Origin of the sequence: Serratia sp. MYb239, assembly GCF_002966855.1 — a bacterium.
In the GTDB taxonomy this organism is placed as follows: domain Bacteria; phylum Pseudomonadota; class Gammaproteobacteria; order Enterobacterales; family Enterobacteriaceae; genus Serratia_B; species Serratia_B rhizosphaerae.
Genome location: NZ_CP023268.1, coordinates 3,973,792 through 3,999,159 on the forward strand (window position 1 = coordinate 3,973,792; position 25,368 = coordinate 3,999,159).

Annotated in this window: 26 protein-coding genes and 1 tRNA gene; 10 read left to right on the forward strand and 17 right to left on the reverse strand. The window is 57.8% G+C overall.

Annotated features, from left to right (window positions below; genetic code table 11):
* Positions 1-8: 8 nt before the first annotated feature.
* From CLM71_RS19020 to CLM71_RS19030, 3 genes are all read right to left on the reverse strand, one after another.
* Positions 9-956 (reverse strand): ABC transporter, encoded by a 948-nt coding sequence (locus tag CLM71_RS19020; protein WP_105232378.1) that lies wholly within the window; start codon positions 954-956, stop codon positions 9-11.
* A complete protein-coding gene (locus CLM71_RS19025) occupies positions 956-1,630 on the reverse strand; it encodes a thiol:disulfide interchange protein DsbA/DsbL (RefSeq protein ID WP_105233505.1) in 675 nt (224 codons plus the stop codon). Before CLM71_RS19025 ends, CLM71_RS19020 begins: the two co-directional genes overlap by 1 nt.
* A 190-nt stretch (positions 1,631-1,820) precedes the next feature.
* A complete protein-coding gene (locus CLM71_RS19030; protein ID WP_105232379.1) occupies positions 1,821-2,021 on the reverse strand; it encodes a DUF4762 family protein in 201 nt (66 codons plus the stop codon).
* A 476-nt stretch (positions 2,022-2,497) separates the two neighbouring features.
* Between CLM71_RS19030 and CLM71_RS19035 the strand changes: the two genes are divergently transcribed.
* The 3 genes from CLM71_RS19035 to lldD all read left to right on the forward strand — a co-directional run bounded on the left by CLM71_RS19035 (position 2,498) and on the right by lldD (position 6,517).
* Positions 2,498-3,418, forward strand: coding sequence for a LysR family transcriptional regulator (locus CLM71_RS19035; RefSeq protein WP_105232380.1), 921 nt, complete (start codon positions 2,498-2,500; stop codon positions 3,416-3,418).
* A gap of 332 nt (positions 3,419-3,750) precedes the next feature.
* Positions 3,751-5,331 (forward strand): L-lactate permease, encoded by a 1,581-nt coding sequence (locus CLM71_RS19040; protein WP_105232381.1) that lies wholly within the window; start codon positions 3,751-3,753, stop codon positions 5,329-5,331.
* A 46-nt stretch (positions 5,332-5,377) separates the two neighbouring features.
* A complete protein-coding gene (gene lldD / locus CLM71_RS19045) occupies positions 5,378-6,517 on the forward strand; it encodes an FMN-dependent L-lactate dehydrogenase LldD (protein WP_105232382.1) in 1,140 nt (379 codons plus the stop codon).
* A gap of 35 nt (positions 6,518-6,552) precedes the next feature.
* Here the strand turns inward: lldD and actS are convergent, their stop codons facing one another.
* Entirely contained in the window at positions 6,553-7,308 is a 756-nt protein-coding gene (actS, locus tag CLM71_RS19050) for an amidase activator ActS (protein ID WP_105232383.1), read from the reverse strand.
* 179 nt (positions 7,309-7,487) lie between these two features.
* Between actS and CLM71_RS19055 the strand changes: the two genes are divergently transcribed.
* Positions 7,488-8,126, forward strand: a complete 639-nt coding sequence (locus CLM71_RS19055) for a glutathione S-transferase family protein (RefSeq protein ID WP_105232384.1) — start codon at positions 7,488-7,490, stop codon at positions 8,124-8,126.
* Positions 8,127-8,171: 45 nt separating this feature from the next.
* On the opposite strand, the gene CLM71_RS19060 is transcribed toward CLM71_RS19055, so the two are convergent.
* Both CLM71_RS19060 and CLM71_RS19065 read right to left on the reverse strand, forming a co-directional pair.
* Positions 8,172-9,611 (reverse strand): heavy metal sensor histidine kinase, encoded by a 1,440-nt coding sequence (locus CLM71_RS19060; RefSeq protein ID WP_105232385.1) that lies wholly within the window; start codon positions 9,609-9,611, stop codon positions 8,172-8,174.
* Positions 9,608-10,279 (reverse strand): heavy metal response regulator transcription factor, encoded by a 672-nt coding sequence (locus CLM71_RS19065; protein ID WP_105232386.1) that lies wholly within the window; start codon positions 10,277-10,279, stop codon positions 9,608-9,610. Before CLM71_RS19065 ends, CLM71_RS19060 begins: the two co-directional genes overlap by 4 nt.
* Before the next feature lie 139 nt (positions 10,280-10,418).
* On the opposite strand from CLM71_RS19065, the gene CLM71_RS19070 reads away from it, so the two are divergent.
* Genes CLM71_RS19070 through CLM71_RS19080 form a run of 3 tightly spaced genes read left to right on the forward strand, consistent with a single transcriptional unit; the run spans position 10,419 to position 12,422 of the window.
* Positions 10,419-11,042: a DUF5666 domain-containing protein gene (locus tag CLM71_RS19070; RefSeq protein WP_105232387.1), complete on the forward strand. Its 624-nt coding sequence runs from the start codon at positions 10,419-10,421 to the stop codon at positions 11,040-11,042.
* Between the two features lie 14 nt (positions 11,043-11,056).
* Positions 11,057-11,665: a cytochrome b/b6 domain-containing protein gene (locus tag CLM71_RS19075; RefSeq protein ID WP_105233507.1), complete on the forward strand. Its 609-nt coding sequence runs from the start codon at positions 11,057-11,059 to the stop codon at positions 11,663-11,665.
* Positions 11,655-12,422 (forward strand): molybdopterin-dependent oxidoreductase, encoded by a 768-nt coding sequence (locus CLM71_RS19080; protein WP_105232388.1) that lies wholly within the window; start codon positions 11,655-11,657, stop codon positions 12,420-12,422. The genes CLM71_RS19075 and CLM71_RS19080 overlap by 11 nt, the downstream gene beginning before the upstream one ends.
* A gap of 309 nt (positions 12,423-12,731) precedes the next feature.
* Here the strand turns inward: CLM71_RS19080 and CLM71_RS19085 are convergent.
* The 6 genes from CLM71_RS19085 to xerD all read right to left on the reverse strand — a co-directional run bounded on the left by CLM71_RS19085 (position 12,732) and on the right by xerD (position 19,182).
* A tRNA-Gly gene (locus tag CLM71_RS19085) sits at positions 12,732-12,805 on the reverse strand.
* Between the two features lie 158 nt (positions 12,806-12,963).
* Complete coding sequence (lysS, locus tag CLM71_RS19090) at positions 12,964-14,484, reverse strand: lysine--tRNA ligase (protein WP_105232389.1); 1,521 nt, start codon at positions 14,482-14,484, stop codon at positions 12,964-12,966.
* Positions 14,485-14,493: 9 nt separating this feature from the next.
* Positions 14,494-15,592, reverse strand: a protein-coding gene (prfB, locus tag CLM71_RS19095; RefSeq protein ID WP_105232390.1) for a peptide chain release factor 2 whose coding sequence is annotated in 2 segments (ribosomal slippage) — positions 14,494-15,516 and positions 15,518-15,592 — 1,098 coding nt in all. Because the reading frame shifts where the segments join, the coding sequence is not laid out codon by codon here.
* Positions 15,593-15,795: 203 nt separating this feature from the next.
* Positions 15,796-17,526: a single-stranded-DNA-specific exonuclease RecJ gene (gene recJ, locus CLM71_RS19100; protein ID WP_105232391.1), complete on the reverse strand. Its 1,731-nt coding sequence runs from the start codon at positions 17,524-17,526 to the stop codon at positions 15,796-15,798.
* Between the two features lie 12 nt (positions 17,527-17,538).
* Positions 17,539-18,255 (reverse strand): bifunctional protein-disulfide isomerase/oxidoreductase DsbC, encoded by a 717-nt coding sequence (dsbC, locus tag CLM71_RS19105; protein ID WP_015673664.1) that lies wholly within the window; start codon positions 18,253-18,255, stop codon positions 17,539-17,541.
* A gap of 27 nt (positions 18,256-18,282) precedes the next feature.
* Positions 18,283-19,182 carry a site-specific tyrosine recombinase XerD gene (xerD, locus tag CLM71_RS19110; protein ID WP_105232392.1) on the reverse strand — a complete coding sequence of 300 codons (900 nt, stop codon included), beginning with the start codon at positions 19,180-19,182 and terminating at the stop codon, positions 18,283-18,285.
* Between the two features lie 91 nt (positions 19,183-19,273).
* Between xerD and fldB the strand changes: the two genes are divergently transcribed.
* Complete coding sequence (gene fldB / locus CLM71_RS19115) at positions 19,274-19,792, forward strand: flavodoxin FldB (RefSeq protein ID WP_105232393.1); 519 nt, start codon at positions 19,274-19,276, stop codon at positions 19,790-19,792.
* A 30-nt stretch (positions 19,793-19,822) separates the two neighbouring features.
* Here the strand turns inward: fldB and CLM71_RS19120 are convergent, their stop codons facing one another.
* Complete coding sequence (locus CLM71_RS19120; RefSeq protein ID WP_105232394.1) at positions 19,823-20,242, reverse strand: protein YgfX; 420 nt, start codon at positions 20,240-20,242, stop codon at positions 19,823-19,825.
* On the reverse strand, positions 20,223-20,489 hold the full coding sequence (sdhE, locus tag CLM71_RS19125; protein ID WP_105232395.1) for an FAD assembly factor SdhE: 267 nt from the start codon (positions 20,487-20,489) through the stop codon (positions 20,223-20,225). Before sdhE ends, CLM71_RS19120 begins: the two co-directional genes overlap by 20 nt.
* A gap of 330 nt (positions 20,490-20,819) precedes the next feature.
* Here sdhE and ygfZ point away from each other — a divergent pair, with 330 nt between their 5' ends.
* The gene (gene ygfZ / locus CLM71_RS19130; RefSeq protein WP_105232396.1) at positions 20,820-21,812 is read left to right on the forward strand and encodes a tRNA-modifying protein YgfZ; all 993 of its coding nucleotides are present in this window, start codon (positions 20,820-20,822) and stop codon (positions 21,810-21,812) included.
* A 36-nt stretch (positions 21,813-21,848) separates the two neighbouring features.
* Here ygfZ and CLM71_RS19135 read toward each other — a convergent pair whose 3' ends face one another.
* Positions 21,849-22,529 (reverse strand): hemolysin III family protein, encoded by a 681-nt coding sequence (locus CLM71_RS19135; protein WP_105232397.1) that lies wholly within the window; start codon positions 22,527-22,529, stop codon positions 21,849-21,851.
* A 194-nt stretch (positions 22,530-22,723) separates the two neighbouring features.
* Between CLM71_RS19135 and CLM71_RS19140 the strand changes: the two genes are divergently transcribed.
* The gene (locus tag CLM71_RS19140) at positions 22,724-23,332 is read left to right on the forward strand and encodes an HD family hydrolase (protein WP_105232398.1); all 609 of its coding nucleotides are present in this window, start codon (positions 22,724-22,726) and stop codon (positions 23,330-23,332) included.
* Between the two features lie 33 nt (positions 23,333-23,365).
* Here the strand turns inward: CLM71_RS19140 and CLM71_RS19145 are convergent, their stop codons facing one another.
* Together CLM71_RS19145 and CLM71_RS19150 are read right to left on the reverse strand one after the other, a co-directional pair.
* Positions 23,366-24,685 (reverse strand): MFS transporter, encoded by a 1,320-nt coding sequence (locus CLM71_RS19145; protein ID WP_105232399.1) that lies wholly within the window; start codon positions 24,683-24,685, stop codon positions 23,366-23,368.
* Positions 24,682-25,335: a DUF4286 family protein gene (locus CLM71_RS19150; RefSeq protein ID WP_105232400.1), complete on the reverse strand. Its 654-nt coding sequence runs from the start codon at positions 25,333-25,335 to the stop codon at positions 24,682-24,684. Before CLM71_RS19150 ends, CLM71_RS19145 begins: the two co-directional genes overlap by 4 nt.
* Positions 25,336-25,368 lie beyond the last annotated feature (33 nt).

Genomic DNA, 25,368 nt, shown 5'->3' on the forward strand with positions numbered 1-25,368 from the left:
GTTCCAGGTTATTCATTGATAAAAAACAACGAATGCGCATGCCAGAGCATCCAGGCTTCAGGGCGCTGTCGCAATGCGGTCTCAATAACCGTCGGCAACGCCTGCTGCAGTGCACCGGCCTCTACCGGCGGGAAAATATGAATCCTGATGCCGCGGTCATAGTAGAGGTAATAAAACACCACGCTGGCGGACAGCGCGCGCGCCAAACGCACCACGCCGCTGTGCACATTGGCAGGACGGTCAAACAATCGGCAAGGGAGTTTCGCCGTACGGGCACGGTTGGTGGTTACCGTATAATCCGGCGTAATATCCGGAAAAATAATGATATTGCGCTGATGGTCGGCCGCCTCCAGCAGCGCGGACGTCAGATTGCCGGCAATGGCGCGGTTATCATCATGGATCGAGCAATAGTCCAGATTAACGCCGCCCTGCCTGCGCGCCTGTTCCTGATATACCTCAGCGCCGGACGAGACGATCACCGTCGCTTTGCCGGGAAACACCTCGCCGCCCACCATCCCCGCCAGAATGTCGGAAACCATGTGCAGCGGCGCCAGTATCACTGGGGAACCGGCAGCATGCAGCGGCGAGACAACCTGATTCAGCTGGGCGCTGCAGGACGCCATCTGCGCCAGCAGTTGACGATTACGTCCGTAGGTCGCCGCCAACTCCAACACCTGCCGGCGACGCATCTGACGAATAAAGTCTACCTGCGGCCCGTCGCCTAGCAGGGAAAGCTGATTGGCGCGCGCCACAGCGGCACGCCCCCGCAGTCCGCGATTGACGAACGGCAGCCAGCGGCTGGCCTCGCTCACCGCCAATGCCAGACGGTAATCGGTATGCCGCAGTATCAGACACAGCAGCCGGGCGCGCAGCCAAAGCACCCGATGCCACTGGCCGATCGCACGGTCCCACAGGTTACAGGCGCTCAGGTAGACCCATACCGCAAAGAAACGCATTACGGTTCCTGCGGGCTATCGTTTTTCAGCAGCGACAGCAACTTTTTGCTAAAGGTAGGAAAATCGCTATCCTGCTGAGCCAACCATTTTTTATTGACGATAAAACTCGGCGTCGCGTTCACTTTGTAGTAACTGCTCACCGCCGTCATATAAGCCAACAGGTCCTTGACCTCCTGCGACTGGCTGGCGCTGCGATAGTCAGTTCGATCGATACCGTTATCCAGCAGCCACTGCCCCAACTGCGCCGGGTCGCTGAGATCCTGGCGTTCTTTGATAATCGCCTGGTAGGCGCTTTCACGGTATTTATCTTCCAGTCCCATCACCGACAGCGTGGCGAACAGCGGCGCATAGGCGGACAGACCGCTGTTTTGCGGGTTGCCGATATGCAGGCGGACAAGTTTGCTGCCTGCCGGCAGCTGAGCCTCAAGGTCTTTCACATTGTTTTCATTGACCGCGCAGTAGTGGCAGCCATAAGAGAAGATCTCGACAATCGCATTGTCATCGGTTAACGGACTGTTTTTAATCTGCTCATCGCTGATAAACGTCAGCGCCGGTGCGTCATCGTCACTATGCGCACCCATCACAAAATAATGAATGTAAGCTGTCGTGATCAGTGAGGAGATAATAATAATAAATAATGTATATACGATAAAATAAAGTGGTTTTTTCAACATAATCATTCATCCTGAAAATTAACGCAGATCCATCACACTAAAAATGACAGGCTATCCTGTTATTTTTAGAATAAAACATACTGCGCATATGTTTTGAAATTCTGCAACACAAAAACCGGATGCAGCTAAAACACGCCGCATCCGTATAAACTTTAATTCACTGATATGAATTGATATCAGACAATATCAATTAGCCATCCCCACGGCACTGGTTTTCGTCGACTGCCGGGATAGATGTCTGGTGTATCTTACCGTATTTATCAGTACAGGAACGCACCAGGGTGCACACCTTGCTTGGATCGGTGCCAATCCATTCAAAACTGTCCGTGCAATTTTTTTTGCACTTACCGCCAATCACCGCTTCCGCTGCCGACAGGGTTACTTTTTTCATTGCTATATCCTTATGTTTAACTGCTACAAATTTACCATTGCTTCATCCTGAGGGGGATGATTATTTTCAATAAGCGTGGAAATAAGCCACATTTATTAAAATGTAGTTTCCTATTCATGGAGTTCTTCACATATAAAATCTGAGAGAAGAATAACCATCGAGAATAGGTAGATCAATAAGATTTTCATCTAATCATTACATCATGACTCAATTTAACATGAGGCAATAACAGGATATTTCTCGGTTTCTGTCAGTTTAGTGGGGGGGAAATAAACTATGCATATATTTATGATTATATATCACATAAATATCATTGCAGGATAACTCTTATATAATCCTGATGAATCTTGGGATGCGATCTGCTCCGACCAGTATCTCAACTCAATCCGCCTAAAACTTACTCCATAACGGTTTGTTTCCCCGCCGTCAGCCCGTACACTATTCGCAACAGCATTTATACAGGACAGTCGGTCGCTATGTTGCCAACCCATGAATACGCCAACGACCTGATACTCTTCGCGCTTATCGTCGATTGCGGCTCATTCAGCAAAGCGGCGGAAAGCGCCGGTATCACCAGCTCAGTCATCAGTAAACGTATCGGCAAGTTGGAGAAATCTCTCGGCGCCCGCCTGCTGTATCGCACCACCCGTAGCCTGACGCCAACCGAAAGCGGCGCGATGCTATACCATCACGCCAAAACCCTGAGCGCGCAAATGCAGGAGGCGCTGTATGCGGTCAGTGAAAAAAGCGAAGCGCTGACCGGCACCATACGAATGTCGGTGCCCACCATTTCCGGCGAACTGCTGCTCAGCGAAAGCGTCGCCGAATTTTGCGCGCAGCATCCTGAGCTCAAGGTCGAAATGCGATTGGAAAATCGCTTTGTCGATCTGGTCAACGAAGGCATCGATTTAGCGATACGCACCGGCACCATGCCCGACTCCAGCCTGATCGCCAGGCACATTCTGGACTCGCGCTGGGTGATCGTCTGTTCCCCGGCCTACCTTGAACAACACCCGCAGCCGCAAACCACCGCCGATCTGTTGGCGCATAACTGTCTGACCTATACCTATCAAGAAAGCGGCACCGCCAACTGGCTGGTCAAACAGCCCGGCCACGACGATATTCAGGAACTGCAGGTCAACGGCAATCTTTCCGCCAATAATGCCCGCGCCATTCGCAAAGCGGTGATCGCCGGGCATGGCATCGCGATGGTTCCCCGCTGCATGGTGTATGAGGATTTGCAGGATGAAAAACTGATGGAAATACTAAATGGCCACTGTGGAAAAGTGCTCGGCGTCTATGCCGTTTACCCCTACACCCGTAATTTACCGTTAAAAACCCGCCTGCTGATCGAACATATCATTGGTAGTTATAAAAGAATCAGCCATTATTTTTGAAGGACGTCACGTTATCAGCCGCCATTCTGGCAGCGGTGAGCGTTCGATTAGGTGATTTTAGGCGATAATCTATGGCTGATTAACGCCTAATAAATGTGACCACGCGCCTTTATCACACAATACCCCACGTTAACCTAATGATTTAAATCATAATAAAACACGCACACTTTCTCTTCTCATTCCAGCCGAATGCTCTGTTCTGTCCGTTCTACAATTGTTGCAAAAATGCAACGTAGAACATCGAATAATGTTGTGATTAGAATAATACCGTCGCAAACATTGACGATTTCCGATCGCCCTACCGCATAAAAATAATAATCGCTGAGGATCCTATGTCCCTGTTTTTCAGTATCGCTCCGATCATCTTATTGATATGGATGATGACGAAACACCAAGGCGTCCCCGCTTATATCGCTCTGCCGTTAACCGCCCTTGTGGTCTATGCTTTACAGCTGCTGTGGTTCAACGGCGACTTGCTCCTATTACATGCCAATGTGATTACCGCGCTGGTTGCGGTTTTCACCCCGATTACCATTATCGCCGGCGCCATTTTGCTCAATAAACTGATGCAAATCAGCGGGGCGGAAAACGTGGTGCGCAACTGGCTGGAAAATATCAGCCCCAACCCTGTCGCCCAGCTAATGATCATCGGCTGGGCGTTTGCTTTTATGATTGAGGGCGCCAGCGGCTTCGGCACGCCGGCCGCTATCGCCGCGCCGATTCTGGTTGGGCTGGGGTTTAATCCGCTGCGCGTTGCTATCCTGACGCTGGTGATGAACTCGGTGCCGGTCTCTTTCGGCGCCGTGGGCACCCCGACCTGGTTCGGCTTTGCCAACCTGGGGCTGAGCGACGCCGACCTGCTGGAGATCGGCCGCCAAACCGCGTTAATCCACACCGTCGCCGGCCTGGTTATTCCGCTTCTGGCACTGCGCTTTATCGTTTCCTGGCGGCAGATCCGTCAAAACCTGCCGTTTATCCTGCTGAGTGCGCTGAGCTGCACGCTGCCTTACCTGTTGCTGGCGCAGGTTAACTACGAATTTCCGGCACTGCTGGGCGGCGCCATCGGCCTGGCATTATCGGTGTTGCTGGCCCGCGCCAATATCGGCTTGACGCGCGACAGAACCCCGTCCAGCGTTCAGCCGGTATCTTTTGGCCAAGTGCTGAAAGCCATGACTCCTACGTTGCTGCTGATCGTGATTCTAATCGTCACGCGCATCCACCAGCTGGGGCTGAAATCCCTGCTTAACAGCAGCGCCCTGCTGTGGCAGGGCAGCCTGGGATGGTTCGGTGAACTCAGCATCAGCAAGGCGCTGATTATTGAACTGCAGCAGGTATTGGGCACCAGCGCCCAGGCCAGTTATAAAACGCTGTACGTGCCGGCCCTGATTCCTTTCCTGCTGGTGGTGTTACTCGCCATTCCGCTGTTCAGATTAAGTGGGCAACAGGTACATCGGATCTTCGGTGATACCACCCGCAGTATCGGCAAGCCGTTTATCGCCCTGCTCGGTGCGCTGATTATGGTCAATCTGTTGATGCTGGGCGGGGATAACGCGCCGGTGATGATTATCGGCAGAGCGCTGGCCGATACCACCGGTGCCAGCTGGCTGCTGTTTTCCGCCCTTCTCGGCGCACTCGGCTCGTTCTTCTCCGGTTCGAATACCGTCTCCAACCTGACATTTGGCGGTATTCAGCACTCCATCGCCGTCAGCAGCGGTTTAAACGTCAACCTGACGCTGGCATTGCAGTCCGTAGGCGGCGCGATGGGCAATATGATTTGCCTGAACAATATCATCGCCGTCTGCTCAATCCTCGGCATTACTCAGGCCGAGGGCAAGATCATCAGAAAAACCATATTGCCCATGCTGGTTTATGGCGCAATCGCCGCCGGCATGGCGCTGATACTGGCATTCTGAGCGAATCACAGTAAGTTTAAGTTAACGATAAAGTAAGGGACGCATTATGATCATCTCCGCTTCAACCGACTACCGGGCCGCAGCACAGGCAAAACTTCCGCCTTTTCTGTTCCACTACATTGATGGCGGAGCCTATGCTGAACACACGCTACAGCGCAACACAGCGGATCTGGCCGGTATCGCCCTGCGCCAGCGCGTGCTGCGCAACATGTCCGAGCTAAGCCTGGAAACCACCCTGTTCGGGGAGAAACTGGCGATGCCGGTGGCGCTGGCGCCCGTCGGCCTGACCGGCATGTACGCACGGCGCGGTGAAGTGCAGGCGGCGCGCGCGGCCGCCAACAAGGGCATTCCCTTCACGCTGTCGACCGTCTCGGTCTGCCCGATCGAAGAGGTGGCGCCGGCCATCAACCGGCCGATGTGGTTTCAGCTGTATGTGCTGAAAGATCGCGGATTTATGCGCAACGCGCTGGAGCGGGCGCAGGCGGCCGGAGTTAAAACCCTGGTGTTCACCGTCGATATGCCGGTTCCCGGCGCGCGCTACCGCGATGCGCACTCCGGCATGAGCGGCCCGAACGCCGCCATGCGCCGAATCTTACAGGCGATGACCCACCCACAGTGGGCGTGGGATGTCGGTATCAACGGTAAACCGCACGACCTTGGCAACGTCTCCGCCTATCGCGGTACGCCAACCAGCCTGGAGGACTATATCAGCTGGCTCGGCGCCAACTTCGATCCGTCGATTTCCTGGAAAGATCTGGAGTGGATCCGCGAGTTCTGGCAGGGGCCGATGATCATTAAAGGCATTCTTGATCCTGAAGACGCCAAAGACGCCGTACGCTTCGGCGCTGACGGTATTGTGGTCTCCAACCACGGCGGCCGCCAGCTGGATGGCGTTCTTTCCACTGCCCGCGCTCTGCCGGCGATTGCCGATGCGGTCAAAGGCGATATCACCATTCTGACCGACTCCGGCATCCGCAACGGGCTGGATGTGGTGCGGATGATTGCGCTGGGCGCCGACAGCGTCCTGCTGGGGCGCGCCTTCGTGTACGCGCTGGCGGCGGCCGGCGAAGCCGGAGTGGCGAACCTGCTGGATCTGATTGATAAAGAAATGCGGGTCGCGATGACGCTGACCGGCGCCAAAACCATCGGCGAGATCACCCGGGATTCGCTGGTCAAAACGCTGTAAGTAAAAAGGGCCGGCGTAATTGCCGGCCCTTTCGTTTAACAGGAAGGAGCACGCCCCTGAGGCGGTAAATAACGTAGCGGATCCAGCGCCGTCGCGCGATAGCGAATCTGGAAATGCAGGCGGACAGAATTGGCGCCGCTGCTGCCCATGGTGGCAATTTTCTGCCCGGCTTTCACATCCTGCCCGTTACGCACCAGCGTAGTGTCGTTATGCGCATAAGCCGAAATAAAATCTTCACCATGCTTAATCATGATCAGGTTGCCGTAACCACGCAGTTGGTTGCCGACATACACCACTTTGCCCTTGGAGCTGGCGTAAACCGGCTGCCCGCGGCGGCCCGCAATATCGATACCCTTATTACCACCGTCAGAGGTTGAGAAGCGGGCAACGATCTTGCCATCGGTCGGCCAACGCCAGCAGCGTGAGACGCCCGGCGGAGGCGTACTCTTCGTCAGCACGCTGCCGGAAGAGCGACCGCCGGATTTGCGGCTTGTGCTTTTCGCCGTCGTGCCGGGGCTGACTTTTAATTTTTGCCCGACGGCCAGACTATAAGGCGGACGGATATTGTTGGTGCGCGCCAGCGTGCTGACGTCATTGCCGGTAATCCAGGCGATGTAATACAGCGTATCGCCACGCTGGACGGTATAGGTACTGCCGCTGTAGCTGCCTTTAGGCAATTTATCATAATCACGGTTGTAGTTATTTTTGCCTGAGCAGCCCGCCAACAGCAGGCCAAGCGTCAGACACACCGCCAGACGGCGCCACGCCGCAGATATATTCCCTCTGCTCAAAACCTATCCTCAATCAGCCGTATGTCAATAATGGTATGCGCAAGGTGCATAATAACCGTCTATGTTAACACCTGAAAACGGGCAGTCAAAAAGCAGGCTTTCCCGCCATCATTCTATTTTCGACTTTTCTAATGGAGCGCTCCCGTTAGCGTACATCAATTGGCAAGAAGGACAGATTCATGCTGGAAGTTTGGGGAAGAAAGAGCTCATCCAATGTACAGGCGCTTATGTGGTGCATTGGCGAGCTGGGTTTACCGTATCAAAGACATGACGTCGGGCACCGATTCGGCGGCACGGACAGCGACGAATTTTATGCGCTGAACCCGAACCGTACCATCCCCGTACTCCGAGATGGCGACCTCCCGCCGCTGTGGGAAACCGGCGCCATCCTGCGCTATCTGGCAAACCGTTATGCGCCGGACGAATTCTGGCCCGCCGACTTAATCGCCAGAACCAATGTAGACCGCTGGATGGAATGGTCAAAACTGAACGTAGCGCTGCTGTTTACCGCGCCGATCTTTTGGCGCGTGGTGCGTACGCCCGCAGCTGAACGCGATCCCGCCGCGATCGACCAAGCGCTGCAGGCCTTTGAGAACAAACTGATGATTGCCGAACAGCGCCTCGCAGGCCAGACGTTTTTGGCTGGCGACACATTTTCCGCCGCAGATATCCAATTCGGGCACGTGCTGTATCGTTACTACGATATAGACATCGACCGACAACCACTGCCAAACCTGCGCAGCTACTACGATCGGCTGACGGAACGCCCCGCCTTCCGCGAACACGTTATGGTGTCTTACGAAGCATTAAGGGCTTAATACGTCGTTAGCCGAAGGGAAACGGCGCATGACGGGAGCCGGTTTTTACCCTCTCCCGTCATGCGCCTCCTGCGGATTTGCCGGAAATAGCAGGCTGAACACGATTTGGGCGGCCGGCGGCTGCGGGTAACACTGGGCACAGGCCTCGCCACCGTGCAACGTCATGATGGCGCGTACAATTGACAGCCCAAGCCCGCTGGCCTGGCTGCTGCGTGCGGCGTCAGCACGATAGAACCGGTCGAACAGTTTATCCAGGTGTGCGGCGTCGATTGGCGCCCCCTGATTGATCACCCGTACCACGCACGCGTCACCCTCCGTCCCGGCCCGCAGTATTATTTGGCTGTTCCCATCGGCATAACGCACCGCATTGGCGACCAGATTGCTCAGCGCCCGCTGAAAAAGCATGGCATCGGCCCACAGCCGCCCGCCCCCTTGGCAAGTCAGCTGAATACCACGCTCTTCTGCCAAGCCTTCAAAGTAATCAGCCACCCGCTGCAGCTCCGCCGCCATATCCAGCGTGCGGTAATTCAGCGCGGATTGCGCGTTGCCGGCACGGGCCAGAAACAGAATATTCTCCACCATGCGTGAGATACGCTCCAATTCCTCCATATTGGTGGAGAGCAGGGTTTCATACTCTTCCACGCTGCGGGGCTGGTACAGGGCCACCTGACACTGGCCCATCAGAGCGCCTACCGGCGTGCGGATCTCATGCGCCAGATCGGCGGAGAACTGCGTCAAGCGCTGATAGCCGTCGTTTATCCGGTCAAGCATGGCGTTGAATGACACTATCAGCTGCCGCAGCTCCTGCGGCGCTCCGTGCTCGCTCAGCCGGGTTGACAGCGTACTGGGTGCGATCGCCGCCGCCTGCGCCGCCATGCGCCTTAGTGGCCGCAGCTCACGGCGCATTACCCAGTATCCCAGCAGCGCAATGAGCGCGAAGGCCATCCCCACCGCCGCCAGCACGCGCCACAAATAACGCGCCAGCATTTTCTGTTCGTTGGCCATCACATGCGCCACCGAAATTTGCAGGACTTTGCCGTCCTCCAGTTTCACCAGCGCCGATGCCAGCCGGATCGGCACGCCCTGCGGCGTCTCTCCGGCGCGCACTGCCTTCAGCCGCTGCGGCTGACCGACCGGCGTTGGCACCACCGATGGCAGCGTCAGCCTGGCCGGGTTAACGTTGATTAACGGTTTTTGCCCCTGCAGCTGGAAGATCAGGACGTCCTGTTCGTTGCCCAGCATATTTTCGAACAACCCGGTATTGGCAACCAGCCGCTCCACTAAAAAGCGCTGACCCAGTAATTTCCGGTAATAGTCGATACGTCCGGTCACCTGCAGATCGCTGCGGTTGACCATTTCCTGACGCATCGCGCCATACAGGTAGCTGCCCGCAGCGCTGACCACCAGCGCCGCCACCACGGCGAACAGGATGGCGCTGCGTAACGTCAGGGACATCGTCCGCCAGCGCCGGGCCAACGTACTCATGGACGCGCCTCGCAGACGTAGCCGATACCGCGCACGGTATGAATCAATTTGATCGCAAATGGCCGGTCGATTTTGGCGCGCAGCCGCTTGATGGCGACATCCACCACGTTGGTGTCGCTGTCAAAATTCATATCCCAGACCTGAGAGGCAATCATGGTGCGAGACAGCACCTCCCCCTCCCGCCGCACCAACAGATGCAGCAGCATAAACTCTTTATTGGTCAGCGGAATCAGCGTCTCCTGACGCATCACCTTGCGCCGCAGCACATCAATGTGCAGATCGGCGATCGCGTAGTGATCGGACTCACGCACCGTGCCGCGACGCAGCAGCGTGCGCAGCCGCAGCACCAGTTCGGTAAACGAAAACGGTTTGACCAGGTAATCGTCGGCGCCCAGCTCAAGGCCGTGGATCCGGTCCTGCACGCCATCGCGCGCCGTCAGGAACAGAATCGGCACGTCGCTTTTCTTGCGCAGCACCTCAATAATCTGCCAGCCATCAATTCCGGGCAGCATCACGTCCAGCACGATGGCGTCATAGCGATGCTCCAATGCCCGGAACAGGCCATCGGTCCCGTTGCGTGCCAGATCAACGCCGTATCCGGCCTCCCCCAGCCCCTTTTTCAGGTAATCGCCGGTGCTGGTATCGTCTTCAACCACTAATATGCGCATTCTCACCACCTCACTCTTTCTGCAAACAGAGTAGCAGTTTCAGCCACGCGGCTTGATGACATTAATGTCATCAAACAGACATGGTGCTGTCCCAATCCTTCAACCATGCTTAATCGGCAATCAACCACAGGAGAACATAATGCTTACTCAACGTCATATTGCCGGTTTACTGCTGTCCGGCCTGCTGATGTGCAGCGGTATTGCCGCCGCGCAAATGCCAGGCAAAGTCATCGCCCCGCTGCGCGGCACTATCGATCAGGTTTCCGCCACCAGCCTGCAGCTGACCGACCGTAAAGGGGAAAAGGTCAGCGTGAAACTCAACGACCAGACCAAAGTGCTGAGCGTATCGAAAGGGTCGACCGCAGATATCAAACCCGACAGCTTTATTGGCACCGCAGCAGTCCCACAGGCCGACGGCAGTCTAAAAGCGCTGGAGGTTCACGTCTTCGCCGCCAGCCTGCGCGGTTCCGGCGAAGGCCACTCCCCTTGGCAATCCGCCGATGGCAAAGTCGATACCATGACCAACGGCACCGTCGGTAAATTGGTGAACGCCAACGGCCGCACCCTGACGGTCAATTACAACAACCAGCAAAAAACCGTCATCGTGCCGGACGGTACGCCGATTGTGACGCTCGATCCCGGCGATCGCAGCCTGCTGCAGCCCGGCACCCATATCGTGCTGTTCTCTGCCGCTGACGACAAAGGTGAACGCGTCGCTACCCGAATTTCCGCCGGTAAAAACGGTACCGTACCGCCGATGTAATGCGGGAGGGCGTGATGAAAGCACCTATGTCGCGACCGGTGCACCGCTGGCCGGTCAGAATCACCCACTGGGTTAATCTGTTCGCCATGACGTGCATGTTTATGAGCGGCTGGGAGATCTACAACGCCTCGCCGCTGTTCGACTTCCGCTTTCCGCCCGCCGTCACGCTCGGCGGCTGGCTGGGCGGCGCCATTGGCTGGCATCTGGCGCTGATGTGGCTGCTGGCATTCAACGGCCTGTGCTATCTGCTATGGAGCCTGTGCAGCGGCCATTTGCGTCACGATCTGCTGCCGTTGCGCCTTGGCGCGCTGCGGCGTGATATCGGGCTGGCGCTGACGCTGCGGCTGCAACACCGCCACGGCAAATACAACGCGATTCAAAAGCTGATGTACCTCGGCGTTGTGGCGCTCGGTCTGCTGCTGGTGCTCTCCGGGCTGGCGATCTGGAAGCCGGTGCAGCTGTCCTGGCTCGTGGCGCTGTTCGGCGGTTTTGACACCGCACGCTATATGCATTTTTTCGCCATGGCGGCAGTCGGGTTGTTTGTCATCATTCACGTGCTGATGGTGATCGTCGTACCGCGCACGCTGTGGGCTATGCTGACAGGAGGTAAACGTGAAGGATAAAAAGCCGTCTCCCCGCGCGCCGACGCTGGAACCGGATCAGAAAAAACAGCTGGTGAATCTGCAGCGCCGGCTGCTACTGCGCTCTGGCCTGACTCTGGGCGGCGTGGCAATGCTGACCGGCTGTAATCTGCAAGACGGCGATCAGGTTGATAAAGTGCTGTGGGCGATGTCACGCTGGAACGATCGGGTCCAGGCCTGGCTGTTCAACGGGCAGCGCCTGGCGCAGACCTATCGTCCGGATCAGATCACGCATCCTTTTCCGTTTAACGCCTACTACCCGGAATACAACGTGCCGGAAGTCGATTTGAGCGGTTATCAGTTGGAAGTCTCCGGCAAAGTAGCGAAAACAGCGCCGTGGACCCTCGAACAACTGCAGCGCCTGCCGCAGCAGAGCCAGATCACCCGGTTGATCTGTATAGAGGGCTGGAGTGCGATTGGCCAGTGGGGCGGCGTGCCGCTACGCGTCTTTCTGCAGCATGTCGGCGCCGATCTCAACGCGCGTTACGTCGGTTTTAAATGCGCGGATCGCTACTACTCCAGCATTGATATGGCCACCGCGCTGCATCCGCAAACCATTCTGGCGCTGGATTTTGCCGGTAAGGCGCTGCCGGCGGAATATGGCTACCCCTTGCGGCTACGGGTGCCCACCAAGCTGGGATTTAAAAACGCCAAACATATCGCCGCCATTTTCGTCAACGACACCAACCCCGGCGGCTATTGGGAAGACCAGGGCTACAACTGGTTCAGCGGGATTTGAGACGCCATGGAAGCGAGTTCTGGCAACGTCTATCCAGGGTGCTATGCGCCCTTTTCATTGGCTATTTTAAGCACACGGCATCACAAAGCAGGCGATAAACAGTGCCACAGACTTAAACATGGTAAGCCCCAAAATGGATTGCCTCGTAACACCTACGCATTCGTTCAGGTTGCTATTAATAGAGAAAAGTGAAAGGCGATCCGGAACGTTAAAAAAATCGGTGAGGTCGTACGTTAAATATCATCGTAATTAACAAGGAAGCCTTAGCTAATTTAATGATTATACGTAGAATTATTTATTGAGAAGGCGTGGAGCGGGTGAAGGGAATCGAACCCTCGTATGCAGCTTGGGAAGCTGCCGTTCTACCATTGAACTACACCCGCTTAGGTGTGCGTTTGGCATTATAACCGCTTCTTGGCGGCGGGCAAGCGGAGTTAACGCATAACTGCCGATGTTTTAAGCAGTTAGTTATTCTGAACATGCGCTGCGCATAAAAAAACCGGCGCGGTCACCCGCACCGGTTGATTAAGGCTGCGGCCGGTTACTTGGCCGTCGGACGCATTGCCGGGAACAGGATAACGTCGCGGATGGTGTGGCTGTTGGTAAACAGCATCACCATACGGTCGATACCGATGCCCAGACCAGCGGTCGGCGGCAGACCGTGTTCCAGAGAGGTCACGTAGTCTTCGTCGTAGAACATCGCTTCGTCGTCGCCGGCATCCTTCGCGGCAACCTGGTCAGCAAAACGCTGCGCCTGATCTTCTGCGTCATTCAGCTCGGAGAAGCCGTTACCGATTTCACGGCCGCCGATAAAGAACTCAAAGCGGTCGGTAATTTCCGGGTTCTCATCGTTACGGCGCGCCAGCGGGGAAACTTCCGCCGGGTATTCGGTGATGAAGGTCGGCTGAATCAGATGGCTTTCCGCCGTCTCTTCAAAGATCTCGGTCACTACGCGGCCCAGACCCCAGCTCTTCTCTACCTTGATGCCGATAGACTCGGCAATCGCCTTCGCCTTATCGAAATCATCCAGGTCCGCCATGTCGGTTTCAGGACGATACTTCTTGATCGCCTCACGCATGGTCAGTTTTTCAAACGGCTTGCCGAAGTCGAACTCTTCATCGCCGTATGGCACCTTGGTGGTGCCCAGCACGTCCTGCGCCAGCGTACGGAACAGCGACTCGGTCAGCTCAATCAGGTCTTTGTAATCCGCATACGCCATATAGAGTTCCATCATGGTGAACTCAGGGTTATGGCGAGGCGATACGCCTTCGTTACGGAAGTTGCGGTTGATCTCGAAAACGCGCTCAAAACCGCCGACTACCAGACGCTTCAGATACAGCTCCGGCGCAATACGCAGGTACATATCGATGTCCAGCGCGTTGTGGTGGGTGATAAACGGACGCGCGGAGGCACCGCCCGGGATCACCTGCATCATCGGGGTTTCCACTTCCATAAAGTCGCGGCCCACCATAAAGTTGCGGATGCCGGACATGATGCGCGAACGCACCTTGAAGGTGTGGCGAGATTCTTCGTTGGCAATCAGATCCAGGTAGCGCTGACGATAGCGGGTTTCCTGATCGGCCAGGCCGTGGAACTTGTCTGGCAGCGGACGCAGCGCCTTGGTCAGCAGACGCAGTTCGGTGCAGTGGATAGACAGCTCGCCGGTTTTGGTTTTAAACAGCTTGCCGCGCGCACCGAGAATATCACCCAGGTCCCACTTCTTGAACTGTTCGTTGTAGACGCCTTCCGCCAGGTCGTCGCGCGCGACGTACAGCTGAATGCGGCCGCCAACGTCCTGCAGCGTAACGAAGGAGGCTTTGCCCATGATACGGCGGGTCATCATACGCCCGGCGACGGTCACTTCTACGCCCAGCGCTTCCAGCTCTTCGTTGTCTTTGCTGTCATATTCTGCGTGCAGCTTGTCGGACGTGGTGTCACGACGGAAATCATTCGGGAACGCAATGCCGTTCTCGCGCAGCGCCGCCAGTTTTTCACGACGTGACTGCAGCTCGTTATTGAGATCCGACGCCTGATCGGCGCCCTGTGGTTGTTGCTCAGACATTTTTGTTCCTCATAACCCGGCTTTCAAACTTGCCTCAATGAATTTATCCAGGTCGCCATCCAATACGGCCTGCGTGTTACGCGTTTCTACGCTGGTGCGCAAATCCTTGATCCGGGAGTCATCCAGCACGTAAGAGCGGATTTGGCTGCCCCAGCCGATATCGGATTTGTTGTCTTCCATCGCCTGCTTATCAGCATTTTTCTTCTGCATCTCGTATTCATACAGCTTCGCCTTCAGCTGTTTGAATGCCTGATCCTTGTTTTTATGCTGTGAGCGGTCGTTCTGGCACTGCACCACGATGTTGGTCGGCAGGTGGGTAATACGCACCGCAGACTCGGTTTTGTTGACGTGCTGGCCGCCCGCACCGGAAGCGCGGTAAACGTCGATGCGCAGATCCGCCGGATTGATGTCGATATCGATATCGTCATCCACTTCCGGGTAAACGAACACCGAACTGAACGAGGTATGACGACGGCCGCCGGAATCAAACGGGCTCTTGCGCACCAGGCGGTGAACGCCGGTTTCAGTACGCAACCAGCCGAATGCGTAGTCGCCGATAATCTTGATGGTGGCGGATTTAATCCCCGCAACGTCACCGTCAGACTCTTCGATAATTTCTGTTTTAAAGCCCTTGTCTTCGGCCCAGCGCAGGTACATGCGCAGCAGCATGCTGGCCCAGTCCTGCGCCTCAGTACCGCCTGACCCGGCCTGAATGTCCAGGTAGCAGTCGGCGCTGTCGTATTCGCCGGAGAACATACGACGGAATTCTAGCTGTTCCAGCTTGACGATCAGTTGATCAAGCTCAACCACGGCTTCGTTAAAGGTTTCTTCATCGTCGGCTTCAACTGCCAGCTCCAGCAGGCCGTTAACGTCTTCTTCGCCCTGTTTCAGGCTGTCGATTGTCTCAACGATGGCTTCCAGCGCCGAACGTTCTTTACCCAGCGCCTGTGCGCGCTCAGGCTCGTTCCAGACGTCCGGCTGCTCCAGCTCGGCGTTTACTTCTTCCAGGCGTTCTTTCTTGGCATCATAGTCAAAGATACCCCCTAAGAACGGCGGTACGCTCAGACAGGTCCTGAATACGGTTTTTTACCGGATTAATTTCAAACATGATTTTTCGCGTTCTTTCGTTAGAGGTTGTATATCCCCCGGCAAGGGAACCGGCGCAATGCGGCGTGAACCAGAGAGAATATAGGCGACCCAATCGCCATAGAACCGTTAATTCTAACGGATCCAGAGCACAGTTTATAGCGTTTATCCAGGGAAAAATAAGGGCGCCGCGCGGCGCCCCTGAATGCTATCTTTTGGCTGCCGTCAGTACGGCCACAGGTGCTGAATCAGCAACTGTACGCTGCGGTTGCCGCGGAACTCGTTAACGTCCAGCTTATAGGCCAGTTCCACTTCGCGCACGCTGCTGTCCGGCCACAGCGTGGTGTCCACGTTAAACGCAATGCCGTCCAGCAGCGGGCCGCCGCCCAGCGGCTCCACCATTAGCTTGAGGTGCTTCTCACCCACCAGCCGCTGCTGCAGAATGCGGAACTTGCCGTCGAACGTCGGTTCCGGGAACGCCTGCCCCCACGGCCCGCCTTCGCGCAGCAGCTCCGCCGTCTCCAGCGTCAGCTCCTGCATCGCCAGTTCGCCGTCAGACCAGATAACGCCCTCCAGCATCGCCGGGTCGAGCCACTCGCCCACCAGCTCGCCAAAGCGCTGGCGAAACTCGTCAAAGCGCGCCTCTTCCAGCGACAGACCGGCGGCCATCGCGTGCCCGCCGAACTTCATCATCAGCCCGGGATTCAGCGTGTCCAGCCGCTCCAACGCATCACGCATATGCAGGCCGGCAATCGAACGGCCGGAGCCTTTCAGAATGCCGTCGCCCGCCGGCGCGAACGCGATCACCGGGCGGTGAAAACGCTCTTTGATGCGCGAGGCCAAAATGCCGACCACGCCCTGATGCCACTCCGGGTGGTACATGGCCAGCCCGTAAGGCAGGGCCGTGCTGCTGCGCTCCAACTGGTCGCACAGCTGCAGCGCTTCGGCCTGCATGCCCTGCTCTATCTCGCGACGCGTCTGGTTCAATGCGTCCAGATCGTTGGCCAGCATACGGGCCTGCGCAATATCATCGCTCAGCAGTAACGCCACGCCGATCGACATGTCATCCAGACGTCCCGCCGCATTCAGCCGCGGGCCGAGGGCAAAGCCCAGATCGTTGGCCGCCAGATTGCGCGCCTCGCGGTTGGCCACTTCCAGCAGCGCGCGGATGCCGGGACGGCACTTACCGGCGCGGATGCGGTTAAGCCCCTGATACACCAGAATACGGTTATTGGCGTCGAGCGGCACCACGTCGGCCACGGTGCCTAACGCCACCAGATCCAGCAGTTCAGCCAGATTCGGCATGGCCAGCGCACGCTGTTCGAACCAGCCGCTGTCGCGAAGCCGGGCGCGCAGCGCCAGCATCAGGTAGAACGCCACGCCGACGCCGGCCAACGCCTTCGACGGGAATACGCAGCCACGCAGGTTGGGGTTGACGATCGCCTCGGCCGCCGGCAGCGTCTCGCCCGGCAGGTGGTGATCGGTCACCAGCACCTGCATGCCTTTCTCGTGCGCCACATCGACGCCGGCATGGGAAGAGATGCCGTTATCCACGGTGACGATCAGCTCAGCACCGCGCGCCGCCGCCTGCTCCACCACTTCCGGGCTCAGGCCGTAGCCGTCCTCAAAGCGGTTCGGCACCAGATACTGCACGTCACCGCCGCCCATGCTGCGCAGCGCCAGCACCGTCAGCGCGGTACTGGTGGCGCCGTCGGCGTCAAAATCGCCGACGATCATGATGCGCCGGCCGTCCGCCAGCGCCTGCTGCAGAATATCCACCGCCGTATCGATGCCGTCCAGCTGCTGCCACGGCAGCATGCCTTTGACGCTGCGTTCCAGCTCCCGCTCTTCACTGACCCCGCGCAGCGCGTACAGCCGGCGCAGCAAAGGGTGCAATTGTGCGGGCAGTTGCGCGTCGCTTGCCGCCTCACGGCGGCGTAATTGCGTTTTGATCATACTCACCGGTGATTAACCACCGGCTTGCAGGGCGGCCTGATGCGCGTCCAGCATCGCCGCCATCTCTTTCGGTCCCTGATAGCCCGGGATGACCATGCCGTTTTGCAGGATGATCGCCGGCGTACCCTGGATGCCGAACTGCACGCCAAGCTCGTAATGTTTGCTGATATCGGTTTTACAGGTCGCCGGTGACACCGCGTCGCCCTTCATCGCCGCGTCAAACGCTTTGGCTTTATCGGCGGTGCACCAGATAGACTGCATGTCTTTCTCCGCCTGGGAGTTCAACCCCTGACGCGGGAACGCCAGATAACGCACGGTGATACCCAGATCGTTGTACTCTTTCATCTGTTGATGCAGTTTGTGGCAGTAGCCGCAGGTGATATCGGTAAACACGGTGATCACGTGTTTTTCCTTCGCTGCCTTGTAGACAATCATCTGATCTTTCAGCGCGTCCAGCTTGCCGCCCAGCAGTTTATTGGTCACGTTAACCGGCTCTTTGCCGCTGACGTCATACAGCGGCCCCTGCAGCACGTGTTTACCGTCTTCGGACACGTACAGCACGCCGCTGTCGGTCAGCACGGTTTTCAGCCCCGCCACCGGGGATGGCTGTACGTCAGCCTGCTTGATACCCAGGCTGCCCAGCGCCGATTTGATCGCCGCATCATCGGCATGTGCGGAACCGGTCACCGAAGCCACCAGCAGGGAAAGCAGCATTAAACCTTTTTTCATTCTTCCATTCCTTTCGAACCCGGCGCATCAGGCGCGCGGATGATGCTGTTGATGTAGCTGTTTCAGTCGTTCGGTTGCTACATGCGTGTAAATTTGCGTCGTGGAGAGGTCGCTATGCCCCAGCAACATTTGTACGACACGTAAATCTGCGCCATGGTTCAGCAGATGGGTGGCGAACGCGTGGCGCAACACGTGCGGAGACAGACGTTCGCTGTCGATGCCGGCTAGGATCGCATAGTGTTTGATTCGATGCCAGAAGGTCTGCCGGGTCATTTGCTTGCAGCGCTGGCTGGGGAACAGCACGTCGAGCGCCTGTCCGTTCACCAGCCACGGACGGCCGTGCTCAAGGTAGTTCTCAATCCAGTACACCGCCTCTTCGCCCAGCGGCACCAGCCGCTCTTTGTCGCCCTTGCCGATCACCCGCACCACGCCCTGTCGCAGGCTGACGTCGCTGATGCTCAGGCCGACCAGTTCGGACACCCGCAGGCCGGTGGCGTACAGCACTTCCAGCATCGCCTTGTCGCGCAGCTCCAGCGGCTGATCGACGCACGGCGCCTGCAGCAGCGCATCGACCTGCGCCTCGCTCAGATCTTTCGGCAGGCGCTGCGGCAGCTTGGGCGACGCCAGCTGCGCGGTCGGGTCGTCGGCGCGCTGTTTTTCCCGGTACAGGTATTGGAACAGCCGCCGCATAGCGCTCAGCAACCGCGCCGAACTGCTCGCCTTATAGCCGCCCTCCACCCGTTCGGCCAGAAACGCCTGCAGATCCAGCGCCTCGGCGTCCAGCAAGGTGCGGTCACGTCCGGCCAGCCAGGCCGTCAGCGCCTGCAGATCCAGACGGTAAGAGGCGAGCGTATTCTCAGCCAGATTACGTTCCAGCCACAGCGCATCTAAAAATTGCTCAACCAGCGCATTCTCCTGCTGTTGCACGCCAACCCCTCTTGATTTGATTCAACCTGCGGCATTATGCCTTATGGTACACTGGTTGCAATTCCATGAACGGCAACATAACGGTTTAAACATGAAGATTGGTCTGTTTTACGGCTCCAGCACCTGCTACACCGAAATGGCGGCGGAAAAAATCCGTGAAATTCTGGGTGAGGATCTGGTCGACCTGCATAATCTGAAAGACGTCTCCCCCACTCTGATGGAAGACTATTCCGTACTGATTCTTGGCATCCCGACCTGGGACTTCGGCGAACTGCAGGAGGACTGGGAAGCGGTCTGGCCGCAAATCGCCACGCTCGACCTTAAAGGTAAAATCGTCGCTATGTACGGCATGGGCGACCAATTCGGCTACGGCGAGTGGTTCCTCGACGCGCTGGGCATGCTGCACGATCACCTCAAACCGCTCGGCGTACAGTTTATCGGCTTCTGGCCTACCGAAGGCTTTGAATTCACCAGCCCGAAACCGCTGGCCGCCGACGGCAAACATTTTGTCGGCCTGGCGCTGGATGACGTCAATCAATATGAAATGAGCGAAGATCGGCTGCAGCAATGGTGCGAACAGATCCTGCTGGAAATGGAGCCGCTGCTGTAAACGTCCGGGGCGCCCCTGCGCCCCTCAAATTCAGCCTTCAGATTCATCCTTGACCAGCCGCATCCGCTGGCACAACTGCCGCCACTCCGCACTGCTGATGCAGTCCGACGCCAGCCACAGCCGCCGGCGTTTACGCTTTCCGCTCGCCTGCAGCGTCAGCAGCATGCCATAGCGCAGCATCCATGGGCGCCGGACCAGCCGCCACTCCTTGCCTTGCCAGATTACCCGCTGCGGCGCAGAGAGCAGGCGCAACTCCCCCTGGCGCGATGCGATACGCGTCTGACTGCGAATACATTCAAAAACCACCAGCGTCAGCAGCAATAGCCAGACCGGATCGTAACTCTCCGGCCACGGCGAAATCAGGATCAGCAATATCAGCGCGCCATGCGCCAACAACGAGATAAGCTGAGTACGCCAGGAGATGCGGACATCACATCGCCACTGGGCCACGGTCTTTATTTCGCGTCTGGATCAGCGTCACCATTCTTTGCAATTCAGCGTCCTGCGGGGCGCCATGATTCATCAGCCAGTTAAACAGATCGGGATCGTCACACTGCAACAAACGCACGAACAGCGCCTTATCCTCTTCGCTCAATGAATCGTACTCATGCTCGAAAAACGGCATGATGGAGATGTCCAGCTCACGCATTCCACGGCGGCAAGCCCAGTGAATACGCGCTTTGTTATTAATATCCATGTTGTTATGACCAACCTCTGTTCAGCGTGGCAAAGCCAGCGTAGGGTTCAACCGACACACCGTATGGCAACACACGCGCAATATAATTCCGTCGGCTCACGAGCGATGTGCAAGAGTAGCACGAGCCATAAGCGTATAGAGTAACAATTTGACATACACGGCGGGAAGAATGTTAGCGCGAAATAGCAAAAAAAGCGCTGCGGCGGAATAACTGTTTGCAAAGCCTGCGCCCTCTTTTACCATGGTAGGTCTACGCCTTCAGGTAAGCCGGATACCCGGAATCATTAAAGCGGCAGCGCGGCCGGGTATAACGTTAATCAGGAACCGACTATGACGTTCACAACTCCTTTTCCACCTCGTCAGCCTTCCGCCTCTTCCCATCTGCCATTGACGCTGATTTCTCTGGAAGACTGGGCGCTGGTGACGATGAATGGCCCCGACACGGTGAAATATCTCCAGGGGCAGGTTACCGCCGACGTTGAGGCGCTGGCGGACGATCGGCACGTTCTCTGCGCGCACTGCGACGCCAAGGGCAAAATGTGGAGCAACCTGCGCCTGTTCCGGCGCGGTGAGGGCTTCGCCTATCTGGAGCGTCGCAGCCTGCTGGACAGCCAGTTGGCAGAGATCAAAAAATACGCGGTGTTCTCAAAAGTGACCATCGCCGCCGACAACGATGCAGTGCTGCTTGGCGTGGCCGGCTTCCAGGCGCGCGCCGCCCTGGCGGACGTCTTCAGCCAGTTACCCGATGCACAGCATCCGGTGGCGCAGGACGGCGACACCACGCTGCTGCACTTCAGCCAGCCGGCAGAACGCTTCCTGCTGGTGACCAGCGCGGCGGTCGCCGAACAGCTGGTCAGCCGTCTGCAGCAGCAGGCCGAACAAAACGACAGCCGCCAATGGCTGACGCTGGATATTGAAGCCGGCTATCCGATCATCGACGCAGCCACCAGCGCGCAGCTGATCCCGCAGGCCACCAACCTGCAGGCGCTGGACGGCATCAGCTTCAGCAAAGGGTGTTATACCGGCCAGGAAATGGTGGCGCGCGCCAAATTCCGCGGCGCCAACAAACGCGCGCTGTACTGGCTGGCCGGGAAAGGCAGCCGGGTGCCGGCCGCTGCGGACGATTTGGAACTGCAGCTGGGGGAAAACTGGCGCCGTACCGGCACCGTGCTGGCCGCCAGCCAGTTGGCCGACGGTACGCTGTGGGTGCAGGCGGTGCTGAATAACGATTTGGCGGCGGACAGCAAGCTGCGGCTGCGCGAGGACGCCGGCGGCGAACTCAGCATTATGCCGCTGCCTTACTCGCTGGCAGAAGAGAAGTAACCTTCGCCGCCCGGCAGCACGGCCGGGCGGCAATCATCAGACGTAGAGATAAATCGCCATAAAGTGGCATACGCTGCCGCCCAGCACAAAAGCGTGCCAGATGGCGTGCCCGAAGCGCCAGCGCTTGGAGGCGTAAAAAATCACTCCCAGGCTGTACACCACCCCACCGACCGCCAACAGCGTCACGCCGCCGATATCCAGCCGCGTCGCCAATTGATAGATGACGATCAGCGACAGCCAGCCCATAGTCAGATAGGTCACCAGCGATAACGCTTCAAAGCGATGGGCAAACGCCAGTTTGAACAGCACGCCGAGCAGCGCCATGCCCCAGATAACCGCCATCAGCCCGCGCGCCAGCGGCGACCCCAGCCCCACCAGCAGGAAAGGCGTATAGGTGCCGGCAATCAGCAGGTAAATGGCGCAGTGATCAAATTTTTTCAGCCAGTGTTTGGCCTTCTGATGAGGAATGGCGTGGTACAGCGTTGAGGCCAGGTACAGCAGGATCATGCTACCGCCGTACAGGCTATAACTGGTGATCGCCGTCGCCCCGGCGCCGGTGTCGATAGCCTGCCCCAGCAGCAGCACCAGGCCGACAATGCCAAAAACCAGACCAATACCGTGACTGACGCTGTTGGCGATCTCTTCCGCCCACGGATAGGCCGATTTCGCCGTCTTGTCCGCCTGCGTCCCGGCTTTCGCCACGTCCGTTTTATCCATAATATTCCAGCCCTCAAAAACGCCTGCATTGCGTGAAATTAACGCAAAAGCAGCTTAACTGAGAATAATTCCAGTGTACACGTGTACGCTAAAATAAAAATGTGAACGCTTGTAACATGCTGAAAATATCGAAATCCCCCCGCCGCTGGTCTACAATCGCTGGGTTTTAACGTCACCTACACCGAGGCTGTACCATGTCATCTGCCGTACCCGCATTAGAATTTGGCGCCATGACCGAAGTCATCCGGTTCCTGATGGAAATCGACAAACTCAAGAGCGTTCAGCGCCGCACCAAAGTGCTGGGCACCCAGCGTCAGGAAAACTCCGCCGAGCACAGCTGGCACTTTGCCATCGCCGCCATGAGCCTGGCGCCCTACGCCGGTAAGGACGTTGATATCCAGCGCGTGATTCAGATGGCGCTGCTGCATGATATCGTCGAGATCGACGCCGGCGACGTGCTGGTGTACGACCTGGCCGCCCGCGCCGCCATTCACGATCAGGAGGTCGCCGCCGCGCGCCGCCTGTTCGGCATGCTGCCGGAGCCACAGCGCGAGTATTTCACCGCTTTATGGCAGGAATATGAAGATGCCGAAACCGCCGACGCGCGCTTTGCGCTGGTGCTGGACCGCACCATGCCGATGCTGATGAACCTGCATAATGAGGGGCAAAGCTGGGTGGAGAACGGCATCTCGCTGGAGCAGGTGCTGTCGCGCAACGAGATGATTGCCGAGGTCTATCCGGAGCTGTGGCAACATCTGCTGCACCATCTGCAGGACGCGCAGCGTAAAGGCTGGCTGAAGTGATAAAGCGCCGGGCCTGTGCGCCCGGCGTCGATGTTACAACGGCTTATGGGCGGTCTCCTTGGCCGCCAACACCGCCCACAGGGTGATCAGCAGCGTCAGGGTCACATAGGCCGAGATCGCCAGCGTGCTGTCATACGATTTAAACAGCGATGTGATAATCAGCGGCGCAAAGCCGCCGCCGACAATCCCCGCCAGCGTATAGGCCAGCGACGAGCCGGCATAGCGCACCCGCGTCGGAAACTGTTCGGTGACAAACGCCGCCTGCGGGCCGTACATCGCCGCATGAATCAGCAGTCCCACCACCACCGCCAGACAAATCAGCACCGGCTGCGTGCTGTCCAGCAGCACAAAGAACACAAAGGCCCAGACGATTGCCGCCAGCGCGCCGCCGATATACACCGGGCGCCGTCCCAGACGATCGGACAGCGCACCGAACAGCGGCACCGTAATGGCATTGCCCACCGCCCCCAGCATGGTGGCGGCCAGCGCCAGCGGCCGCGGCAGGTTCAGCACCGTAGTGACATAGGTCAGTGTAAACACCACCACCAGCGCGTACAGCACGTCGGAACCGATACGCGAGCCGCCGGCGATCAGCAGCGGGCGTTTATAGTGGCTGAAGACTTCACGCAGCGGCGCGTGCGTCACATCGCGATTCGCCGCCAGTTGCAGAAACGCCGGCGTCTCGCCCACGCCGCGCCGCAGCCACAGGCCGAACGCCACCAGCGCCAGGCTCAGCAGAAAAGGTATGCGCCAGCCCCACTGCTGGAAGTCCTCCGCCGACATCGCCAGCGTCACCACGGTGATAAACCCGGTGCCCACCAGCGTCCCGCAGGAGGGGCCAACCTGGGCAAACGACGCGTTGCGCCCGCGCTGTTGCGGTTTGCCGTGCTCCATCGCCAGCAGCACCGCCCCGGCCCACTCGCCGCCCAGCGCAATACCCTGAATAAAGCGCAGCGTCACCAGCAGCAGCGGGCTCCAGATGCCCCAGCTGGCGTAACCAGGCAGCATGCCCATCAGCGCGGTGGTGGCGCCCATGATCAGCAGCGTGGTGACCAGCACAAAGCGTCGGCCGAGCACGTCGCCCAGATGGCCGAACACCATACCGCCGATCGGCCGCGACACATAGCCGACCGCATAGGTGGAAAACGCCAGTATGGTGCCGACCAGCGGGTCGAAGGAAGGGAAGAAAACGTGATTAAAAATCAGCGCCGCCATAATGTTGTAAACGGTGAAATCGTACCATTCCAGCGCGGTGCCGATGGAGCTGGCCGCCGCCAGTTTGCCGGTGTTCGGCGCAGCCTCGCTGCGCGCTGCTGCGCTATCGAGCGGCGTATCGGTGGTTGAAGTGCTCATGATTTCAGCTCCTGTGCGGTAAGTTGCCAGCCAAGGGCGTAACGCAGCACGGCATCTGCGGCGATATTCAACTGCTGACAGGCCAGCGCGTTAAGACGCTCGCCAGCTTCGGCACTACTGCTTTCAATCAGCAGCATCGGTGACAGCGTGCGGTTATCCGGCGCTTCTTTCGGCAGCGGCGTGCTGAGCGCCGCGTCCGGCAGCAGCAGGCTGCTGCAGACAAACCCGGCCTCGGCGGACAGCATTTCCCCCAGTTGGGAAACGCGCGGCGTTAGCACGGCGGCGTCTTCCGCCGGAAGCGTTATCACGCCGAGGTGGCTGCCGCAGCCAAAGCCGGTGACCGCCGCCACGGCGCATACCCGCCGCATCGGGTCCACCATTTTATCCAGGCTGGCTACCGACCACGGCGTTTGCCGGGTAAACGCCGCGTGATAGGCCGCAGAGGTAAAGCTGTCGAGCGAGACGGTTTTATACAGGCCCAGGTATTTGCGTCCGCCCTGCAGCGCCTGATAGCGCGCACCGCTTAAAAAACCGTCGATGCGCACCCGCTCTTCCACGTGTTCACGGTCATACCAGCGATTGAAATCCGCCTCATCCTGCGCGGCGACATCGGTTGCAACAAACAGCATTCCGTTCGGGGTTCCGGTCATGGGACTCTCCTGTTAGCTCATTATGAGGCGGGC

Excerpts from the sequence above, each read along its gene's own strand:
- CLM71_RS19020 (WP_105232378.1), bottom strand. The coding sequence starts at position 956 with ATGCGTTTCTTTGCGGTATGGGTCTACCTGAGCGCCTGTAACCTGTGG.
- CLM71_RS19025 (WP_105233505.1), bottom strand. The coding sequence starts at position 1,630 with ATGTTGAAAAAACCACTTTATTTTATCGTATATACATTATTTATTATT.
- CLM71_RS19030 (WP_105232379.1), bottom strand. The coding sequence starts at position 2,021 with ATGAAAAAAGTAACCCTGTCGGCAGCGGAAGCGGTGATTGGCGGTAAG.
- CLM71_RS19035 (WP_105232380.1), top strand. The coding sequence starts at position 2,498 with ATGTTGCCAACCCATGAATACGCCAACGACCTGATACTCTTCGCGCTT.
- CLM71_RS19040 (WP_105232381.1), top strand. The coding sequence starts at position 3,751 with ATGTCCCTGTTTTTCAGTATCGCTCCGATCATCTTATTGATATGGATG.
- lldD (WP_105232382.1), top strand. The coding sequence starts at position 5,378 with ATGATCATCTCCGCTTCAACCGACTACCGGGCCGCAGCACAGGCAAAA.
- CLM71_RS19055 (WP_105232384.1), top strand. The coding sequence starts at position 7,488 with ATGCTGGAAGTTTGGGGAAGAAAGAGCTCATCCAATGTACAGGCGCTT.
- CLM71_RS19060 (WP_105232385.1), bottom strand. The coding sequence starts at position 9,611 with ATGAGTACGTTGGCCCGGCGCTGGCGGACGATGTCCCTGACGTTACGC.
- CLM71_RS19065 (WP_105232386.1), bottom strand. The coding sequence starts at position 10,279 with ATGCGCATATTAGTGGTTGAAGACGATACCAGCACCGGCGATTACCTG.
- CLM71_RS19070 (WP_105232387.1), top strand. The coding sequence starts at position 10,419 with ATGCTTACTCAACGTCATATTGCCGGTTTACTGCTGTCCGGCCTGCTG.
- CLM71_RS19075 (WP_105233507.1), top strand. The coding sequence starts at position 11,057 with ATGAAAGCACCTATGTCGCGACCGGTGCACCGCTGGCCGGTCAGAATC.
- lysS (WP_105232389.1), bottom strand. The coding sequence starts at position 14,484 with ATGTCTGAGCAACAACCACAGGGCGCCGATCAGGCGTCGGATCTCAAT.
- recJ (WP_105232391.1), bottom strand. The coding sequence starts at position 17,526 with ATGATCAAAACGCAATTACGCCGCCGTGAGGCGGCAAGCGACGCGCAA.
- dsbC (WP_015673664.1), bottom strand. The coding sequence starts at position 18,255 with ATGAAAAAAGGTTTAATGCTGCTTTCCCTGCTGGTGGCTTCGGTGACC.
- fldB (WP_105232393.1), top strand. The coding sequence starts at position 19,274 with ATGAAGATTGGTCTGTTTTACGGCTCCAGCACCTGCTACACCGAAATG.
- sdhE (WP_105232395.1), bottom strand. The coding sequence starts at position 20,489 with ATGGATATTAATAACAAAGCGCGTATTCACTGGGCTTGCCGCCGTGGA.
- ygfZ (WP_105232396.1), top strand. The coding sequence starts at position 20,820 with ATGACGTTCACAACTCCTTTTCCACCTCGTCAGCCTTCCGCCTCTTCC.
- CLM71_RS19135 (WP_105232397.1), bottom strand. The coding sequence starts at position 22,529 with ATGGATAAAACGGACGTGGCGAAAGCCGGGACGCAGGCGGACAAGACG.
- CLM71_RS19140 (WP_105232398.1), top strand. The coding sequence starts at position 22,724 with ATGTCATCTGCCGTACCCGCATTAGAATTTGGCGCCATGACCGAAGTC.
- CLM71_RS19145 (WP_105232399.1), bottom strand. The coding sequence starts at position 24,685 with ATGAGCACTTCAACCACCGATACGCCGCTCGATAGCGCAGCAGCGCGC.
- CLM71_RS19150 (WP_105232400.1), bottom strand. The coding sequence starts at position 25,335 with ATGACCGGAACCCCGAACGGAATGCTGTTTGTTGCAACCGATGTCGCC.